The sequence below is a fragment of the Mesorhizobium sp. GW821-FHT07A06 genome (assembly GCF_059419085.1).
Genome location: NZ_JBWKRC010000002.1, coordinates 252,947 through 271,073 on the forward strand (window position 1 = coordinate 252,947; position 18,127 = coordinate 271,073).

General features: G+C 63.3%; 20 protein-coding genes. 11 read left to right on the forward strand and 9 right to left on the reverse strand.

The annotated features are described in order from the left end of the window. Positions 1 to 26: 26 nt before the first annotated feature. The 5 genes from AC07SZ_RS06675 to AC07SZ_RS06695 all read right to left on the reverse strand — a co-directional run bounded on the left by AC07SZ_RS06675 (position 27) and on the right by AC07SZ_RS06695 (position 5,348). A complete protein-coding gene (locus AC07SZ_RS06675; protein WP_056572560.1) occupies positions 27 to 764 on the reverse strand; it encodes a dienelactone hydrolase family protein in 738 nt (245 codons plus the stop codon). 144 nt (positions 765 to 908) lie between these two features. Beyond that, positions 909 to 2,216: a CynX/NimT family MFS transporter gene (locus tag AC07SZ_RS06680; protein WP_494913786.1), complete on the reverse strand. Its 1,308-nt coding sequence runs from the start codon at positions 2,214 to 2,216 to the stop codon at positions 909 to 911. After that, positions 2,213 to 2,890, reverse strand: a complete 678-nt coding sequence (locus AC07SZ_RS06685; RefSeq protein WP_056572562.1) for a FadR/GntR family transcriptional regulator — start codon at positions 2,888 to 2,890, stop codon at positions 2,213 to 2,215. Before AC07SZ_RS06685 ends, AC07SZ_RS06680 begins: the two co-directional genes overlap by 4 nt. 102 nt (positions 2,891 to 2,992) lie before the next feature. Beyond that, positions 2,993 to 3,676 carry a hypothetical protein gene (locus AC07SZ_RS06690; protein WP_494913787.1) on the reverse strand — a complete coding sequence of 228 codons (684 nt, stop codon included), beginning with the start codon at positions 3,674 to 3,676 and terminating at the stop codon, positions 2,993 to 2,995. Between the two features lie 97 nt (positions 3,677 to 3,773). Further along, a complete protein-coding gene (locus AC07SZ_RS06695) occupies positions 3,774 to 5,348 on the reverse strand; it encodes a trimethylamine methyltransferase family protein (RefSeq protein ID WP_494913788.1) in 1,575 nt (524 codons plus the stop codon). A 290-nt stretch (positions 5,349 to 5,638) separates the two neighbouring features. Between AC07SZ_RS06695 and AC07SZ_RS06700 the strand changes: the two genes are divergently transcribed. After that, positions 5,639 to 6,337, forward strand: coding sequence for a corrinoid protein (locus tag AC07SZ_RS06700; protein ID WP_027046950.1), 699 nt, complete (start codon positions 5,639 to 5,641; stop codon positions 6,335 to 6,337). An 85-nt stretch (positions 6,338 to 6,422) separates the two neighbouring features. Here the strand turns inward: AC07SZ_RS06700 and AC07SZ_RS06705 are convergent, their stop codons facing one another. Next, the gene (locus tag AC07SZ_RS06705; RefSeq protein ID WP_019858698.1) at positions 6,423 to 6,560 is read right to left on the reverse strand and encodes an entericidin A/B family lipoprotein; all 138 of its coding nucleotides are present in this window, start codon (positions 6,558 to 6,560) and stop codon (positions 6,423 to 6,425) included. A gap of 54 nt (positions 6,561 to 6,614) precedes the next feature. Here AC07SZ_RS06705 and AC07SZ_RS06710 point away from each other — a divergent pair, with 54 nt between their 5' ends. Then, positions 6,615 to 7,244, forward strand: coding sequence for a DUF1638 domain-containing protein (locus tag AC07SZ_RS06710; RefSeq protein ID WP_494913789.1), 630 nt, complete (start codon positions 6,615 to 6,617; stop codon positions 7,242 to 7,244). Between the two features lie 7 nt (positions 7,245 to 7,251). Here the strand turns inward: AC07SZ_RS06710 and AC07SZ_RS06715 are convergent, their stop codons facing one another. Next, positions 7,252 to 8,175, reverse strand: a complete 924-nt coding sequence (locus tag AC07SZ_RS06715; protein WP_056572571.1) for an NAD-dependent epimerase/dehydratase family protein — start codon at positions 8,173 to 8,175, stop codon at positions 7,252 to 7,254. 151 nt (positions 8,176 to 8,326) lie between these two features. On the opposite strand from AC07SZ_RS06715, the gene AC07SZ_RS06720 reads away from it, so the two are divergent. From AC07SZ_RS06720 to AC07SZ_RS06745, 6 genes are all read left to right on the forward strand, one after another. After that, positions 8,327 to 8,902, forward strand: coding sequence for a DUF4893 domain-containing protein (locus tag AC07SZ_RS06720; RefSeq protein WP_494913790.1), 576 nt, complete (start codon positions 8,327 to 8,329; stop codon positions 8,900 to 8,902). Positions 8,903 to 8,989: 87 nt separating this feature from the next. Further along, positions 8,990 to 9,772 (forward strand): formyl transferase, encoded by a 783-nt coding sequence (locus AC07SZ_RS06725; RefSeq protein WP_494913791.1) that lies wholly within the window; start codon positions 8,990 to 8,992, stop codon positions 9,770 to 9,772. Between the two features lie 204 nt (positions 9,773 to 9,976). Next, positions 9,977 to 10,279, forward strand: coding sequence for a virulence factor (locus tag AC07SZ_RS06730; RefSeq protein ID WP_056572575.1), 303 nt, complete (start codon positions 9,977 to 9,979; stop codon positions 10,277 to 10,279). Then, on the forward strand, positions 10,272 to 10,868 hold the full coding sequence (locus AC07SZ_RS06735; protein WP_056572577.1) for a methylenetetrahydrofolate reductase C-terminal domain-containing protein: 597 nt from the start codon (positions 10,272 to 10,274) through the stop codon (positions 10,866 to 10,868). Before AC07SZ_RS06730 ends, AC07SZ_RS06735 begins: the two co-directional genes overlap by 8 nt. Continuing rightward, positions 10,865 to 11,956: a methylenetetrahydrofolate reductase gene (locus tag AC07SZ_RS06740; RefSeq protein ID WP_056572579.1), complete on the forward strand. Its 1,092-nt coding sequence runs from the start codon at positions 10,865 to 10,867 to the stop codon at positions 11,954 to 11,956. Before AC07SZ_RS06735 ends, AC07SZ_RS06740 begins: the two co-directional genes overlap by 4 nt. An 82-nt stretch (positions 11,957 to 12,038) precedes the next feature. After that, on the forward strand, positions 12,039 to 13,013 hold the full coding sequence (locus tag AC07SZ_RS06745) for a methyltetrahydrofolate cobalamin methyltransferase (protein WP_056572581.1): 975 nt from the start codon (positions 12,039 to 12,041) through the stop codon (positions 13,011 to 13,013). A gap of 79 nt (positions 13,014 to 13,092) precedes the next feature. Here AC07SZ_RS06745 and AC07SZ_RS06750 read toward each other — a convergent pair whose 3' ends face one another. Then, positions 13,093 to 13,287: a hypothetical protein gene (locus tag AC07SZ_RS06750; protein ID WP_494913792.1), complete on the reverse strand. Its 195-nt coding sequence runs from the start codon at positions 13,285 to 13,287 to the stop codon at positions 13,093 to 13,095. Between the two features lie 71 nt (positions 13,288 to 13,358). Between AC07SZ_RS06750 and AC07SZ_RS06755 the strand changes: the two genes are divergently transcribed. The 3 genes from AC07SZ_RS06755 to AC07SZ_RS06765 all read left to right on the forward strand — a co-directional run bounded on the left by AC07SZ_RS06755 (position 13,359) and on the right by AC07SZ_RS06765 (position 16,991). Then, on the forward strand, positions 13,359 to 15,428 hold the full coding sequence (locus tag AC07SZ_RS06755; RefSeq protein ID WP_494913793.1) for an ASKHA domain-containing protein: 2,070 nt from the start codon (positions 13,359 to 13,361) through the stop codon (positions 15,426 to 15,428). A 190-nt stretch (positions 15,429 to 15,618) separates the two neighbouring features. Further along, positions 15,619 to 15,804 carry a hypothetical protein gene (locus AC07SZ_RS06760; protein ID WP_494913794.1) on the forward strand — a complete coding sequence of 62 codons (186 nt, stop codon included), beginning with the start codon at positions 15,619 to 15,621 and terminating at the stop codon, positions 15,802 to 15,804. Positions 15,805 to 16,037: 233 nt separating this feature from the next. Further along, positions 16,038 to 16,991, forward strand: a complete 954-nt coding sequence (locus AC07SZ_RS06765) for an alpha/beta hydrolase (protein ID WP_494913795.1) — start codon at positions 16,038 to 16,040, stop codon at positions 16,989 to 16,991. Positions 16,992 to 17,018: 27 nt separating this feature from the next. Here the strand turns inward: AC07SZ_RS06765 and AC07SZ_RS06770 are convergent, their stop codons facing one another. Continuing rightward, a complete protein-coding gene (locus tag AC07SZ_RS06770) occupies positions 17,019 to 17,918 on the reverse strand; it encodes a LysR substrate-binding domain-containing protein (RefSeq protein WP_027043894.1) in 900 nt (299 codons plus the stop codon). Positions 17,919 to 18,127 lie beyond the last annotated feature (209 nt).

Below are 18,127 nucleotides of genomic sequence, written 5' to 3' on the forward strand. Positions count from 1 at the left end.
CTAGTTCAGGCGATCCGCTCGACGGCTCAGATCAGTGTTTCGGCAAACAGCGTGATCAGCCTTTGCCAATGCCGCTCGGCGCCAGCTTCGTTGTAGACGCTGTGATCCGGCACGCACCAGCCGTGCGCCATGCCGACATAGTTCTCGATCGTGTGGTCGACCTCCGCGTTCCGCAGTGCCTCCTCCAGCCGCGTCGACTGTTCGGGCGGAAAACTCCTGTCGACGCCGGCCATGCCGACATAGACACGCGCCTTGATGGACGCGGCCTTGCGGTGCGGGCTGTCGGCGGCGTCGCTGGCAAGATTGCCGCCATGGAAACTCGCGGCGGCCTTGATCCTTTCGGGATAGGACGCGGCGGCGTTCAGCGCCCGCGCACCACCCATGCAATAGCCGACTGTGCCGATCGGCCCGGTGACGTCTTCGCCGGCGAGCGCATCGAGAAAGGCCGCGCTGTCGCTGATCGTCATCTCCTGTGTCGTGCCGGTGACCAGCGCCATCAGCGCTGCCTTGGTTTTTTCCTCGACGAAGGCGGTCTTGGCATCGAACGGCCCGTAAGGCGCGTTGCGATGGAAGAGATCGGGCACCAGCACCGCATAGCCCTCGCCCGCCAGTCGCGCGGCCATGCCGTCGAGCGCGGCGCGCGGACCGAACGCATCCTGGTAGACAATGACGCCGGCCTTGGCTGGAGAGCTCTTGGCCGAGCGGAACAGGCCAGCCTTCGCCACACCGTCACGGGTCTTGATCTGAAGGTCCTGCTTCGTCATTGCCTGCTCCGTTGATCAGAGCAGCGATACATATCCGCGCAAACCACCACGGCAAGGCGTTCCCTGATCTCCATGGTCAACATTTCGTGCAGGACCGCGTGACGCGTTGGCGGGTGCCCGAGGCCGCGACATGGAAGGCTTGGATCAGCCTTCCCCATCGATGCGCATGGTCCTGGCGCCGACATGCAGCGCCCGTCCGGCGCCGAACCCCATGATGGCGGCACCCAGCCCAAGCGCGACGAACAGGAAGGCGGATTCCGAGAAACTGCCGGTCCAGCCGCGGATCAGGCCGACCAACAGCGGGCCGGTTGCCGCAAGCACATAGCCGACGCCCTGCGCCATGCCCGAAAGATGCGCGGCGACATGCGAATCCGGCGAACGCAGAACGATCAGGGTCATGGCGGCAGCGATCAGGCCACCTTGCCCGATGCCTTGCAGGATCGCCCAGAAAAGCACGGTCGAAGTCGGCGCGAAGAGAATGCCGAGCAGCGCGACCACCGCCACGCCAACAAGCGCCACGTTGATGCCGCGCTGGTCCCTGAGCCGTACCGCGACGGAGGGCACGGCAAGGCAGGTGATGACCTGCGCCATGACGGACACCGAAGCGATGGCGCCGGCGGTGGCCGCGTCGAAGCCGCGCTCGCGCAGGATCGGCGCCAGCCAGCCGAAGATGCAGTAGGCAAGCGCCGACTGCAGCCCCATGAACAGCGTCACCTGCCAGGCCAGGCGATCGCTCCACAGGCCGACGACGCGAAAGCCGCGATGGCTGACCTGCCGCCGGCTGCCCAGCGCCTGCGGGATCCAGATCAGCAGCACGACCAATGTCGGCGCTGCCCATGCGGCGAGCGCGCCCGACCATGAGCCCGTGACAAAATGCTCGATCGGCAAGGTGAGGCCGGCGGCAGCGGCTGAACCGGCGCACAGGGCCATCGTGTAGAGCCCGGTCATGACGGCGGCGCTGCCGGCAAAATCGCGCTTGACCAGACCCGGCAAAAGCACGTTGCCGATGGCGATGGCGCCGCCGGCAAGGAAGGTGGCGACAAACAGCAGCGGCACCGAACCGAACCAGCGCAGCCCGGTTCCCAGCGCCAGCAGCGCAAGCGCGCCAAGCAAGGTGCGTTCAGCCCCGTAGCGCTGGGCAAGCCGGGGAGCAAAGGGGGCGAAAAGGCCGAGACACAAGACCGGAAGCGTGGTCAGCAGGCTGGCGCCGGTCGTCGAAAGACCGGTCGCCTGCATCACCTCGGGCAGCAGCACCGACAGGCTGGAAAATAGCGGCCGCAGATTGAAGGCGATCAGCACAAGGCTTGCGCCAAGCACGATGCGCGCGGAGCGGCTACGCAGTTCGGGTGGCCGCGGCTTCGGCAAGCTATCGGCTTCGGCATCGATGAGGTCCAGCCCCTCGACGGCGTTGGATTGCGCCGTCGGAACGGGCTGACGAAACGTCTGGTTCATTGGGAAAGCAGTCTTTCAAGTTGGGCCAGAACCGGCGCCATGAAAGCGCGGACGGCGGAAACCGCACGGTCGGGGTCACCCGCGGCTATGGCGTCGACGATCGCCGCATGCGCCTGCTGGTCCGGCTCGGGCAGTTCGCCGTCGATGGTGGCGTGGATGGTTTCGGTGATGGCCGCGGTGAAGAAGTCGTAGAGCTCCATCATCGCCTTGTTGCCGGACGCCGCGACGACCGATTTGTGGAAGGCGAGATCGCGCCGGATGAAGGCGTTGCTCCCGCCATCGGCGACCGAGCCGCGCTCGGAAAGCAGCAGGCGCATCCGGTCGAGATCGGCGGGTGTGCGGCGCAAGGCGGCAAGCCGCGCCGCCTCCAGGTCCAGCGCTGCCCGCGCCTCCCATTGGTCGCGCAATCCGGTTCGCTTGACGCGGTCGAGCGCGGCCGATGAATCGACGGTCGAGCGCACATAGGTGCCCGAACCCTGGCGCGTATCCAGCAATCCTTGCGAGACCAGCACCCTCACCGCCTCACGCACAGTGCCGCGGCTGACCGACAGCAGATCGCTGAGCGCCGCTTCATTGGGAATGCGTTCGCCCACGCCCCAGCGGCCGCCGACGATTTCGGCACGCAGGCTCCCGGCTGCGCTGTCGGCAAGATTCGTTCGGATGGCGGGTTGCATCGGCCTATTCATCAAGTCATCTGATGACTTGATGAATAGACCTGCTTTTGTCCACCGTCAAGACACGCATCGGGAAATCCAAGCGCCACATGATGGCGTTGATCAGCTGGCGGCCCGTGCGAAGCTCGCCATATGGAAGGCCTGAACCTCCGGCGGATAACGATAGGCGGTGCCATAGGGACAGGCATTGCGGTCGAGGCAGCCGCCGCTCCGGCACGGTTCGCCGTTTGCTCCCCGCACATGCGCCAGGCAGGCCTGGTAGGCAAACCCTTCCGGGGAATAGGCGTCTACCGGACAGGATTTCAGGCAAGGTTTCTCGACACAAGCGTCGCAAAGATGGATTGCCTCCCCGTGCTCTGGAAGCGCGATCTCGTCCTCGAACAGCAGCGCACCACGATAGGCATGCCAAAGCCCGTATCGAGGGTGCATGAGGACGCCGAGCGGCGACGGTTTTAATCCCTCCGCACGCATCGCCCATTGCTGGAACGGCAGATAGGGTTTGTCGGATGGTGAAACGGAGCGGGCGTCAAATTTTTCCGCGACCGCGCCGATCACTTCGCGTGACCATGTGTCGAGCGGATTGGCGATTGCCTGGGGTTGTTGCTCTCGCCAGCGCAGGAAATGCCGCCAGGGTGCGGCACCCGCCTGCCCCACCAGCAGGATGGACCTTGCCGGTGCGCCCGATGCGCCATGAGGGGCATCGCTATCAGGAAAAGCAAAGCCGCCGCGCAGCATGAGGCCGTTGGCGTCAAGCGCGGCCGTGATCCCTTCGATCATGCCGCGCATAGAATCATCCCTTCTTGTCCGGATCGGAGAAGGCGCTCCGCCAGACTTCCTTGTGGATGATGTTGGCGACTTTAGCCCCGCCTGACTCGGGCTCCTTTCAGGTGAAGGCGTCGGGCATCGCCCCCTTCTTCCTGGCGATGAAGTCCTTCAGGGCTTCGTCGATGCTGGGATCGAGATGCGGCGCCTCGTAGCTCTCCAGCCAGCGGCGGGCGAGTTCGTTGGCGCGCTGCGGCGCGGTCTTTTCGCCTTCGGCCAGCCACTGCTCATAGGAATTGTTGTCGGCGATGTTGGAGCGGTAGAAGGCGGTCTGGAAATTGGCCTGGGTGTGGTCGCAGCCGAGATAATGGCTTCCCGGCCCGACCTGGCGGATGGCGTCCATCGCCTGGCCGTTCTCCGACAGGTCGACGCCTTCGGCGAATTTCTGCTGCATGCCGAGCTGGTCGACGTCCATCATGAATTTTTCGTAGCATGACGCCAGCCCGCCCTCGAGCCAGCCGGCCGAGTGAAGGACAAAGTTGGTGCCGGCAAGCATGGTCGAGTTCAGCGTGTTGGCGCTTTCATAGGCGGCCTGCGCATCCGGAACCTTGGACGCGCAGAGCGAACCGCCGGTACGGAACGGCAGGCCGAGCCGGCGTGCGAGCTGCGCCGCGCCGTAGGAGACCAGGGACGGTTCGGGCGTGCCGAAGGTCGGCGCACCCGACTGCATCGAGATCGACGAGGCGAAGGTGCCGAACAGCACCGGCGCGCCCGGCCGGATCAGCTGCGTGAACGATGCGCCGGCCAGCACCTCGGCCAGGACCTGCGTCAGCGTGCCGGCGACCGTCACCGGGCTCATCGCGCCGGCAAGGATGAACGGCGTGACGATGCAGGCCTGGTTGTGCCGCGAATAGACCTTCAGTGCGCCGAGCATCGTCTCGTCGAACACCATCGGCGAGTTGGCGTTGATCAGGCTGGTCAGCACCGTGTTGTTCTCGACGAAGTCGTCGCCGAAGACGAGCTTGGCCATCGCCACCGTGTCCTCGGCGCGCTCCGGCGCGGTCACCGACCCCATGAACGGCTTGTCCGAATATTTGATGTGCGCATAGACCATGTCGAGGTGGCGCTTGTTGACCGGCACGTCGACCGGTTCGCACACAGTGCCGCCGGAATGGTGGATAGACGGCGCCATATAGGCGAGTTTCACGAAATTCCGGAAATCCTCGATCGTCGCATAGCGCCTGACGCCATCGAGGTCGCGCACGAAGGGCGGGCCGTAGACCGGTGCGAACACCGTGGCGTTGCCGCCGATCTGCACCGAGCGTTCTGAATTGCGGGCATGCTGTGTATAGACGGAAGGCGCGGTCTTCAGCAGCGAACGGCAAAGCCCCTTGGGGAAATGCACGCGCTCGCCCTTGACGTCGGCGCCGGCCTCTTTCCAGAGCTGCAGCGCTTCGGCGTCGTCGCGGAAGATGATGCCGATTTCCTCGAGCACCGTGTCGGTGTTCTTCTCGATCAGCGCCAGCCCTTCCTCGTCGAGCACCTCATAGACGTTGATCTTGCGCTTGATGTAGGTGAGCTGGGTGCCCGGCCCGCCGCCGGAGCGCGCCGCGCGCCTGGCCGCCGCTCCGCCGCTGGCGCCGCGCCCACGCCGCGCGTTTGACGCTTCCTGGTCGACTGCCGCGTGTTCGCTCATGATCGCTCTTCCCTGAATATGGCCTGGCCTTACTATGGGCCGGTCCGTAACCGTTGCGGCCGCATGGCGCGGCTTTCGCCGGATCGTAGCCATGCACCCTATTCGAAACGGCCCGTCCGCGCCAACGCCTGTCGCAAAATCGACAAGAAAACCAATAGATTTTCCAGTCGCTTTCCTTTTGCGGGAAGTCGCAAATCAGCTATGGATACCCGCCCGTTGCGGGTTAGGTATGAACGCCAATATTTTGTGCCTTGCGACACAGTCGCGATGCCGTGAGGAGCTGGATTAAAATGTCCGACGACGAGATCATCCTTTCTGAACTTTCCGACGACGAGTTGGTGCAGCAGATGCACGACGACCTCTATGACGGGTTGAAGGAAGAGATCGAGGAAGGCACGCGCATTCTGCTGGAGCGCGGCTGGGTGCCTTACAAGGTGCTCACCGAGGCGCTTGTCGAAGGCATGCGCATCGTCGGCGAGGATTTCCGCGACGGCATCCTGTTCGTTCCCGAAGTGCTGCTCTCCGCCAACGCCATGAAGGCCGGCATGTTCATCCTGCGCCCGCTGCTGGCCGCCACCGGCGCGCCCAAGCAGGGCAAGATGGTGATCGGCACCGTCAAGGGCGACATCCACGACATCGGCAAGAACCTGGTCGGCATGATGATGGAGGGCGCCGGCTTCGACGTCATCGACCTAGGCATCAACAATGCGGTCGAGAAATATCTCGATGCGATCGAGCAGCATCAGCCCGACATCATCGGCATGTCGGCGCTTTTGACCACGACCATGCCCTACATGAAGGTCGTCATCGACACGATGAAGGAAAAGGGCATCCGCGACGACTATGTCGTGCTGGTTGGCGGCGCCCCGCTCAACGAGGAATTCGGCAAGGCCGTCGGCGCCGACGCCTATTGCCGCGATGCCGCGGTGGCGGTCGAGACCGCCAAGGACTTCATGAAGCGCAAGCATAACGTGCGCGCTTCCGCCTGATCCAAGGCATCAGGATGGACAGACAGAAAAAGCCGCGCCTTGCAGCGCGGCTTTTTTGTTCCCAGATGATGGACGAGGCCGCCGATCAGTTGGCGACAGTGTCTTTGACAGCCCTAGCCGTCGATTTGACATCCTTGCCGACGCCCCGAATGGTGTTGGCGCAGGCCGTAAGGGCCAGGGCACAGGCAAGAATGGCAATCGGCGCGATACGCAGCAGTTTCATGGACGGTGTCTCCCTCGACAGATAAATTAGCCCCGCAGCGAAAGCCGGCTCGACTTGGTCAAGACGCAAAAAACGAAACCGAATCAGACAGACAGGCTGCTCGTCATCGCCTGCGGAATGATTGCGCGCGAGGTATTGGCCGTCAAGGAACAGCTCGGGCTGGATCACCTTGACCTGACCTGCCTGCCGGCGGAGTTTCACTTCTATCCCGACCGTATCGCGCCCGCCATGGACAAGGCGATCGGGAAGGCCAGGGCGGAGGGTTACGAGCACATCTTCGTCGGCTATGCCGATTGCGGCACCGGTGGCCTGCTCGACCGCGTCATCGAGAAGCATGGCGTCGCGCGCATGGCCGGCCCGCATTGCTTCGCCTTCTATCAAGGCATGGAAGCCTATGCCAAGGTTGCCGACGACGACATGATGTCCTTCTACATGACGGATTTCCTCTGCCGCCAGTTCGATGCCTTCTTCATGAAGCCGCTGGGCCTCGACAAGCACCCTGAGCTGATCAAGGACTATTTCGGCAACTACGAGAAGCTGATCTATCTCGCCCAGACCGATGATCCCGAACTCGACAAGGTCGCGGAAAAGGCCGCCGCCCTGCTTGGCCTCGCCTATGAGCGGCGCGCGACCGGTTATGGCGACCTGACCGCGGGAATGGCGCAGGCGGCGAAGGTCACCTGAGCGCAATCTAACCTGGCCCGTTCTCAGCCCTTAACGCCGCCAGCACATCGGTAAAGCTCGTCCTGCAGACAAAACCCAGCCTGTCCCTCGCCCGCGACGCGTCATAGACCCTGTCGATGGAGGAAAACATCGTCCAGCCCTTGCGCGCGTAGAGCGCCGCGAAGTCCGGGAAATACCGCGCGACCACCGACGGCGCATCCCTGATCAATGCCGCGCAATCATCAGGTTGGAACGGTGTCGGCGCACAGACGATGAAAACATCGAAGCCAAGCTGTGGCGCCTTCTCCAGCGCGGCGACATGGGCCTCGGCTGCATCTTCCACCGTCAACCGCCGGAACAGCAATTCGTTCGCCTTGGTGTTGGCATCCGATTGTTCGATCGCATGCGCCATGTCATCGGCTTCGGGAAAGAAGCGGGCCGTTCGCAGGACGACCACCGGCAGGCCGTGCTCAAGATGATAGAGGCGGCAAAGATGTTCGGCCGAGAGCTTGGTGACGCCATAGATATTGCGCGGCTCCGGCGACATCGCTTCGGTTAGCCACGCCGCCTTGCGCGCGCCACCCTTGAAGCCGTCGCGTATCGCCTGCGAGATCATCAGCGATGTTGTCGAGGTGAACACAAAGCGCTCGACGCCGGTCGCCACCGCCGCGTCGAGCAGGTTGAGCGTGCCCTGCACATTGGTGGCGACGAAATCGCTGTTGGCGCGGCTCTCTATGTTGGGCTTGTGCAGCGCGCCGCTGTGGATGATGGCTTCGATACCATTATCCCTGACCGCCCGCATGACCATGTCACGATCGGCGATCGAGCCGATCATCCGCGTTTCGACCGATGGAACAGGGTCGAGGCCAATCACCTCATGACCAAGCGCGCGCAAGCGCGGCGCCAGGGTGCCGCCCAGCCAACCCGACGATCCCGTGAGCAAGATTCGCATGCGCCCCACCATGATTTTTGACGGTGACGCTGTTAAGCACGGATGACAGGCGCGAGCGACCCGGTAAAGTCAGCCATCAGCCGGCAGAGGCGCCGCTCCGGACATTAACTGCCATTTTCAAACGCCATTTTAGAGACACGGGGAGTTCCAGATGATCCTTCGCCCACTGCTTGCGGCCATCGGCCTGCTCTGCTGCACCTTGCCAACCCTTGCCGACGGCGAGGTGCAGAAGCTGATCACGCCTGCCGACAAGACCCGTCTCGACAAGTATGGCGAGACGCGCAAGGCGGCGCTTGCCGAGGCGAAGGCGGGCAATCCGGCCGAGGTCAAAAAGCTCGATGCCTTGCTGGCGAAGCCGCTGGTCTCGTTCTCCGACAAGGACCTGACCGGCAATTGGAAGTGCCGCACCATCAAGGCAGGCGGGTTGAGCCCGCTCGTCATCTATGGCTGGTTCAAGTGCAAGGTGACCGACGACGGCTCCGGCTGGCGGCTGGAAAAGATCAGCGGGTCCCAGCGAACCCAAGGCCGCTTCTTCGACGACAACGAGAAACGCGCCATCTATCTCGGCTCCGCCTCCGTCAACAACGATCGGGCCAAACCTTACGGCAGCGGCCCGCAGACCGACCAGGTCGGCTATGCCTACCGCACCGGCGCCGGCGAATGGCGCATCGAACTTCCCGCACCCTACTACGAATCGAAGCTCGACATCATCGAGTTCAAGCGCTGAGCGTGGTCATCAAGATTTAACCCCCTTCCGGCACAAAATCCGGCCAGCACGCGGCAGCCGGCCGCATGCAAGGCAGGAAAACGGGCAATGTCTTCATCGGGAGCAACGAGCGCGCCGATCGTCGTCGTGACCGGCGGCGGCCAGCATGTCTGGGCCATGATCAACGCAATCGCCGATCGCGTAGGTCCTGTCAGCGTCATCCTCGAAATCCCTGAATCCAAAAAGCAATTGCTGCGTGGCCGGGCTCGGCGCCAGGGCTGGATCTCGGCCATGGGCCAGCTTGGCACGATGGTGCTGAGCAGGTTGGGCAAGCGGATTCTCGCCAGCCATGGCGCGCGATTGATCGCGGAGGAGAAACTGCAGGTCGAGCCGCGACCGGGCCAGGAGATCATCCACGTGACTTCGGCCAATGGGCCCGAGTGCCTGCAGGCGATCCAGAAGATCCAGCCAGGCGTCGTGCTGCTGAACGGTTGCCGGCTGATTTCGGCCGGGATGCTGAGCAAGATGCCCTGCCCGGTGCTCAACTACCATGCGGGCATCACGCCAAAATATCGCGGCATGAATGGCGGCTATTGGGCTCTGGTATCAGGTGACGCGCAGAATTTCGGCACGACTGTCCATCTCGTCGATGCTGGCGTCGACACTGGCGGCGTGCTGAGGCAGGCGCGCGGCAAACCGAAAAAAGGCGACACCATCTCAACTCACGCACTGCGCCAGGCGGCGTTCTCGCGCGACATCTGCGTCGAGGCCGTGCGCGATGCACTGGCCGCAAAACTCACGACGATCGACCCGGGCCTGCCTTCGAAACAATGGTATCACCCGACGATCTGGTTCTACGTCTGGACCGGCCTCAGAACCGGAATCTGGTAGGGTCTTTTCAGCCCGGCACCGCATAAGGCAGGACGGCTTTTTCGGCATGCCGAACCTGCCGCCGGTGCGCGTCGCAAACGAATAAAGACACCTTTCATTTTACGACATTGAAATGCGTCGCTTTTGAATGCGCGCGCGTCGTCCCATAACAAGCGGGCCCATTGCGCATGCGGCAATGCTCGATAGTTCGAGGAGCGAGAATTCATGGCCGATCTTATCGTCGTCTACTGGCGCGACATCCCTGCCCAGGTCATCGTCAAGAAGGGCCGGCAGAACGCCAAGCGTGAGCTGCCGCTGCGCTTCACCGAGGCCATTGACATGTGCGCCATGCGCACCGGCGCCGGCGGCACCGACGACTATCTGGCCGAATGGCGCAAGGCCGATCCGGTCCCGGTTGGCGACGACCTCGAAGCCGAGGTCGAAAAGGCTTTTCAGGAGCTCGATGCGAAATACGACCGCGAGCGGCTCGTCGCTCTGGTCAAGGCGGGCGGGAAAGAAAATGTCTGAGACGAACCCGGCGGTTACCCAGGCTACCCTGGTCAAGAAGGCAGCGCCGAAATCCGACTACAAGCCGGCCGACGTGTCGCCGCAGCGGCGCGTGCAGCGTTCTTTCGCGGTGAGGCTGTGGTCGATCCGGCATTCGCGCCTGCTCGAATGGTTCTATTCCCGTTTCGCCGACATGTTTCTGCTCCTGCACCCCCTGTGGAAGGGCATAGGCTACGGTCGCGTCGAGGCCCCGATCAAATTCGTCGAGAAGCGCGTCAAAGGCTTTATGTTCGACTGCCGCATGTGCGGCCAGTGCATCCTGTCCTCGACCGGCATGTCATGCCCGATGAACTGCCCCAAGCAACTGCGCAACGGTCCCTGCGGCGGCGTGCGTGCCAACGGCAATTGCGAGGTCGAGCCCGATATGCCCTGCGTCTGGGTCAAGGCCTGGGAAGGTTCGCAGAACATGGTCAACTCGGACAAGATCCTGGCCGTGCAGAAGCCGGTCGACCAGTCGTTGCGCGAAACGTCGGCCTGGCTGCGGGTCACCGCGCAGGCGGCGGCAGCCCGTGAAGCCGCTGCCGCGCCAAAGACCGGAGCCGCCGCATGACCGCTCGCCAGCGCGACGAAAACCCGGCCGGCATTCACTTGCCGCTCGATCCCCTGCCCGGCCACTCGTCCCGCGGCCGGCTGGAGCGCGTGCTGCGGCGCGGTGAATTCGCGGTGACGACCGAGCTCAATCCCCCGGACAGCGCCGATCCCGAGGACGTCTACAACAGGGCGAAGATTTTCGATGGCTGGGTCGACGCCATCAATGCCGTCGATGCCTCGGGCGCCAACTGCCACATGTCCTCGGTCGGCATCTGCGCGCTTCTGACCCGCATGGGCTATGCCCCGATCATGCAGATCGCCTGCCGCGACAAGAACCGCATCGCCATCCAGGGCGACGTGCTGGGCGGCGCCGCCATGGGTGTCGCCAACATGCTGTGCCTGACCGGCGATGGCGTGCAGGCCGGCGACCAGCCCGGCGCCAAGCCGGTGTTCGACCTCGATTCCATGTCGCTGCTCGAAACCGTCCGCATCATGCGCGACAACGGCAAGTTCCTGTCCGGCCGCAAGCTGACGACGCCGCCGCAGGTCTTCCTGGGCGCTGCCGTCAACCCGTTCGCGCCGCCCTTCGATTTCCGCCCGATCCATCTTGGCAAGAAGATCGCCGCCGGGGCGCAGTTCGTGCAAACGCAGTATTGTTTCGACGTGCCGATGTTCAGGACATTCATGCAGAAGGCGCGCGACCTCGGCCATACCGAGAAGGTGTTCGTCCTGTGCGGCGTCGGCCCCCTGGCCTCGGCCAAGACCGCCAAGTGGATCCGCTCCAACGTGCCGGGTATCCATATCCCGGACGCCGTCATCAAGCGGCTGGAGGGTGCCCAGGACCAGAAGAAGGAAGGCAAGCAGCTCTGCATCGACATCATCAACGAGGTGAAGGAAATCCCCGGTATTTCGGGCATCCATGTGATGGCCTACCGCCAGGAGGAATATGTCGCCGAGATCGTCGATGAATCCGGCGTGCTCAAGGGCCGCCAGCCCTGGAAGCGCGAAATCCGTCGCGACGACCAGATGGTTGCCGATCGGCTGGACCACATCCTGCATGACGAGATTACCGAAACCCAGGTGGATATGGTGAAGACCGCGCACTGATCCTGCACGGAGCACGAGCATTCGCTTGATCGAAAAGAGATAACGATATAAAGAAATCTTTATATCACGACGGAGAGATTTCATGACCCGGACCATCGTTGCCTCGGCGACACGAGAAATCATCATCGGCTTCGACCAGCCCTTCTGCGTGATTGGCGAGCGCATCAATCCGACCGGCCGCAAGAAGCTCGCCGCCGAGATGGTGGCCGGCAATTTCGAGACCGTCATCAAGGACGCGCTGGAGCAGGCCGCCTGCGGCGCCACCATGCTCGACGTCAATGCCGGCGTCACCGCGGTCGACCCCAATGCGACCGAGCCGGCGCTGCTGGTGCAGACGCTGGAGATCGTGCAGGGTCTCGTCGACCTCCCGCTGTCGATCGACAGCTCGGTCACTGCCGCGATCGAGGCGGCACTCAAGGTCGCCAAGGGCCGCCCGCTGGTCAATTCCGTCACCGGCGAGGAGGAAAAGCTCGAGGCCATCCTGCCTTTGATCAAGAAATACAACGTCCCGGTCGTCGCCATCTCCAATGACGAGACCGGCATTTCGATGGATCCGGACGTGCGCTTCGCCGTCGCCAAGAAGATCGTGCAGCGCTGCGCCGATTTCGGCATCCCGGCGCACGACGTCGTCGTCGACCCGCTGGTCATGCCGATCGGCGCGCTGGGCGATGCCGGCCGCCAGGTCTTCGCGCTGCTGCGCCGCCTGCGCGAAGAGCTCAAGGTCAACACCACCTGCGGCCTGTCCAACATCTCCTTCGGCCTGCCGCATCGCCATGGCATCAACGCCGCCTTCATCCCGATGGTGATCGGCGCCGGCATGACCTCGGCGATCATGAACCCGGTGCGACCGCAGGAAATGGAAGCCGTGCGCGGCGCCAATGTGTTGAACGGCACCGACGAGAACTGCACCAACTGGATCAGGACCTACAAGGACTACAAGCCCGCCGAAGGCGGCCAGGCGGTTGCGGCGCCGACGCAGGTCAATGCTCCCGGCGAAGGCGGCGGCAATGGCGGACGCCGGCGCGGTGGCCGTGAAGCCCGGATGGCCAGGGGATAAGCGCGCAATCGTGAACCGAACTGCAAACCACGCTGAACCGATCGCATCATTGATGCGGTCGGACGCGTCTGCTTTGCGTTCAGGCGATGCCCGGTATGGCGTCGAACAACGTAATTCCCGTCCACGATCCGAATATACCGGTCACGCCGCCTGTGAATCCGGTGGCCAGGCATTGCGAAATGCGCGGCCATGGGCCCTTGAGCAGCCGCACCATGGTGAAGGCGGTGAATATGCCGGCAAGCAGGAGATCCGACATGATCGGTCTCTGGACCATCAGACATTCCGCCCAATCCTGAGACGATCCGTTAAACGGTATCGACAATTCTTACCGAGACACGTGCAAGCATGAATTCTCCCGCCAACATCACCGATCCGCTCGTGCTGTTCATGCCGTCGGGCAAGCGCGGCCGGTTTCCCGTCGGCACGCCGGTGCTGGATGCCGCGCGCCAGCTCGGCGTCTATGTCGAAAGCGTATGCGGCGGCCGCGCCACGTGCGGGCGCTGCCAGATCGAGGTGCAGGAAGGCAATTTCGCCAAGCACAAGATCGTCTCCTCCAACGATCACATTTCGGCCAAGGGACCCAAGGAAGAGCGCTATGAGCGCGTGCGCGGGCTGCCCGAACGGCGCCGCCTGTCCTGCTCGGCGCAGATCCTCGGCGACCTCGTCATCGACGTACCGCAGGATACCGTCATCAATGCCCAGACCATCCGCAAGGATGCCGATACCAGGGTGATCGCCCGCGATACGGCGATCCGCATGTGCTATGTCGAGATCGAAGAGCCCGACATGCACAAGCCGCTCGGCGACCTCGACCGGCTGAAGATCGCGCTGATGAAGGATTGGGGCTTTAAAAACCTCGAATTCGATTTCTACCTGCTGCCGCAGGTGCAGGGCATATTGCGCAAGGGCAACTGGACCGCCACCGCCGCCATCCACAAGGATGCCGACAGCGACATCGCACGCGTCATCGCGCTGTGGCCGGGCCTCAAGAACGAGGCCTATGGTTTGGCCTGCGACATCGGCTCGACCACCATCGCCATGCATCTGGTGTCGCTGCTGTCGGGCCGTGTCGCCGCTTCGTCCGGCACCTCGAACCCGCAGATCCGCTTCGGCGAGGATCTGATGAGCCGGGTCTCCTATGTGATGATGAACCCGGATGGCCGCGAAGGCATGACGGTGGCCGTGCGCGAGGCGATCTCCAGCCTCGTCGACAAGGTCTGCGCGGAAGGCAATGTCCAGCGCAACGACATCCTGGATTCCGTCTTCGTCGGCAATCCGATCATGCACCATCTGTTCCTCGGCATCGATCCGACCGAACTCGGCGGCGCGCCTTTCGCGCTCGCCGTCTCGGGCGCGGTGCGCATCAAGGCCTCCGATATCGGCCTGAAGCTCAACCAGGGCGCGCGCCTCTATATGCTGCCTTGCATCGCCGGCCATGTCGGCGCTGACGCGGCGGCGGTCACGCTGTCGGAAGGTCCGCATCGCCAGGACGAGATGATGCTGATCGTTGACGTCGGCACCAATGCCGAGATCGTGCTTGGCAATCGCACGCGCGTAGTCGCGGCCTCCTCGCCAACGGGCCCGGCGTTTGAAGGCGCCGAAATCTCCGGCGGGCAGCGTGCCGCGCCCGGCGCCATCGAGCGCGTGCGCATCGACCCCGAAACGCTGGAGCCCAAATACCGCGTCATCGGCTCCGAACTGTGGTCCGACGAGCCAGGCTTCCTCGACAGCGTACAGGCAACGGGCGTTACCGGCATTTGCGGTTCCGGCATCATCGAGATCGTGGCGGAGATGTATCTCGCCGGCATTATTTCCGAGGATGGCGTCGTTGACGGATCGCTCAGCCTGCGCTCGCCCCGGGTCGTCGCCAACGGCCGAACCTTCTCCTACGTGCTGAAGGAAGGCGAACCAAAGATCACCATCACCCAGACCGACGTGCGCGCCATCCAGCTCGCCAAGGCCGCCCTTTACGCCGGCACCAAGCTGCTGATGGAAAAGCAGAACACCGAGCATGTCGACCGCATCCACTTCGCCGGCGCCTTCGGCTCCTTCATCGATCCGAAATACGCCATGGTGCTGGGCCTGATCCCCGATTGCGACCTCGACAAGGTCTCGGCCGTCGGCAACGCCGCCGGCGCCGGTGCGCGCATGGCGCTCTTGAACCGCGGCTATCGCCGCGAGATCGAGGAGACGGTGAGCCAGATCGAGAAGATCGAGACTGCCCTGGAGCCGAAATTCCAGGAGCATTTCGTCTACGCCATGGCGCTGCCCAACAAGGTCGATCCGTTCCCGAAATTGTCGGCGGCGGTGAAACTGCCGCCACGCAAGACGGTCAGCGAGGATGGCGTCGCCGGCGACGCCACCCCGCGGCGGCGCTCGCGCGACGGCCACGCGGCACGACGCGGCCGCGAATAGAAGCGACATTCACAGGTCGTCTCGGAAACTCAAACTCATTTGCATGCAAATGTTTCCGGATCGAGCCGATCCGGAAACCGAAACGCTGTTTTCGTGAAATCCATCCGATACATGGCAGGCGCATTTACTCCGCATCGAACGGCGGCCGAAGACAATCCTCAGCCGTGGCCGTTCTTCAAGGGAGATGAAAATGTCGATGTTCGAAAATCTTGGCCGGTTCGGTGTGACCATCAGGCAGACCCATGCCAGGAACAAGGCGATCCGTGCGCTGAACAGCCTGCCGGCGCATGTCCAGAAGGATATTGGCTGGCCGGCCTCGCCGCCGAGCGATCCGCAGGCCGCGCTCACGTCGCTGCTTCTGGGCACGCAGCGCTGATGACCTTCGCCGACAAATGCAAACTGCTCGGCAGGCGCCGGGGATCTCGCACATCCCCGGCCCCGACCAGCAACCGGCTGCGCGTGGCGCTTTTGCCGCGCCGCTGACAACGGAACTCGCATCACACCGCCGTGTGGACACAGCGTAAATCTTGACATTCTTGGCCAACGCACGATCTTCGCAAGAGAGGGGGAATTCTCTTAGTCGGCTGCAGCCGAAGTTCGTGTATCCGCATGCCAAGTTTGAAAAGCCACGTCGTTTCCTTCGTGCTCAGGCACAGCCGCAAGAAGGCGTTTTCCAGCCCTGAAAACCTGCAGCGCTGGATCGCGGCCGCGCGCAAGACCGAGGATCACCATCCGCCGGCCTCGCTGCACCAGCGTTTCGACATCGAGACACGCACCGTGGACGGCTTCCCGGTCTACGAAATTGCCCCCAGAGCCGGAGAGCATAGGCGGATCCTCTACCTGCATGGCGGTGCCTATGTCTTTGAAATCACACCCTACCACTGGCATCTGATCGCCGAGATGGCCGACCGGCTGGGCTACGGCATCACCGTGCCGATCTATCCCATCGCCCCGGAACACGATTTCCACGCCATGTTCGGCATGGTCGGCGATGTCTATCGTCAGATGCTCGACGAGACGGAACCGGAGGACATCATCTTCATGGGCGATTCCGCCGGCGGCAACATGGCCGTAGTGCTGACCATGATGGCTGCCGAAGAGGCCCTGCCCTTGCCGTCGCGTCATGTCCTGATTTCGCCCGGGCTCGACATGTCGCTTTCCAATCCCGACCTGTTCGAGGCGGAGCGCAACGACCCCTGGCTCGGCATCCCGGGCGGTCTCGAGGCGATCCGGATGTACAGTGCCGGCATGGACCGCAGCGACTGGCATATCAGCCCGGTCTACGGCGATCTCTCGGTGCTGCCGAAAACACTGATGCTGACGGGCTCGCGTGATCTTTTGACCCCAGACAATCTGATCTTCGCCGAAAAGGCGCGGGCAGCCGGCGTCGAGGTCGATGTCGTCCACGAGGAAGGCATGTTCCACGTCTGGCCGCTGATCGACATGCCGGAATCACGACGCGCTCGCCAGCACATCGTTGCGTTCCTCAGCGAGAGCCGCTCACCGGTCAGGCAAGACATGAAAACAGGGTTGGAGGCGCCCTCCGCCGAGGCGGCGGAGTAACGCTTGTCCTTTCGATCCGGCGGCGGATCAGAACTTGCCGGTTTCCCGGAACACTTCGAACGTCGCACGGATGTGGTCGGCGACGGCCTTGACAGGCGCGCTGGCGTCCGGAGCCACCACCATGGCAAGATTGTAGGTGCCGATATCAGGCATGCCGTCCTTCGGGCAGAGTTCGACCATGTCGTTGCCGAGGAATGATCGCGGCAACGGCGCGACCGCGAGGTCGGCCATGATCGCGGCACGCTGGCCAGCCGTGTGCGCGCTCATGTAGGCGACGCGATAATTGCGGCCCTCGCGCCCCAGCGCATCGAGCGCGCCGGCCCGCCAGGCGCAGCCCTCCTCCCACAGCGACACCGGCAACGGTTCGCGCAGATGCGCGCAGCCGCCCTTGGCGCCGGCCCACACGATCGGTTCGGTCAAAAGCACCTCGGCGCCGAGCGCGCTGGTCTTGTAGGAGTTGGTCAGAAGCGTGATGTCGAGCGCGCGGTCGTCCATGCGCCGGCGCAGATTGCTGCTCTGGTCTATGGTGACATCGACGGCGATCGAGGGGTGCGACTGCGCGAAGCGCTTCAGCACATGCGGCAGCACGCGCTCGCCATAATCATCCGGCGAGCCGAGCCGCACCACACCGACAATCTCGGGAATGATGAATTTCGACACCACCTCGCGGTTGATCGACAGCAGCCGGCGGGCATAGCCGAGCAGCATCTCGCCGTCCGTGGTCAGCGATACCGAGCGGGCGTCGCGCGCGAACACCGAGCGGCCAAGAATGTCCTCCAGCTTCTTGATCTGCATCGACACCGCCGAGGGTGTACGAAAGACGGCATTGGCGGCGGTGGTGAAGCTGCCGGTCTCGGCAATGGCCACGAAAGTGCGCAAAACGTCGAGATCGAGCAGTGGCAGCGGATGATTAAGCGGGGCGTTCATGGCGATCAGCCTTCAATTTTTCTGATACAAAGCATCATTCCATTTCGTTTGATTGAACATCAGATCGGGGGCATAGTCAACTGCATCGATTGAGGATGCTGCCACAAGCAGCCATGAAACGACCACGACACAGACCTGCAATCGACACGAAATGAAGCTGAAACAAACCTGACTTAGCAGTCGCCCCTGGCATCCCTGCCAGGCGCGCA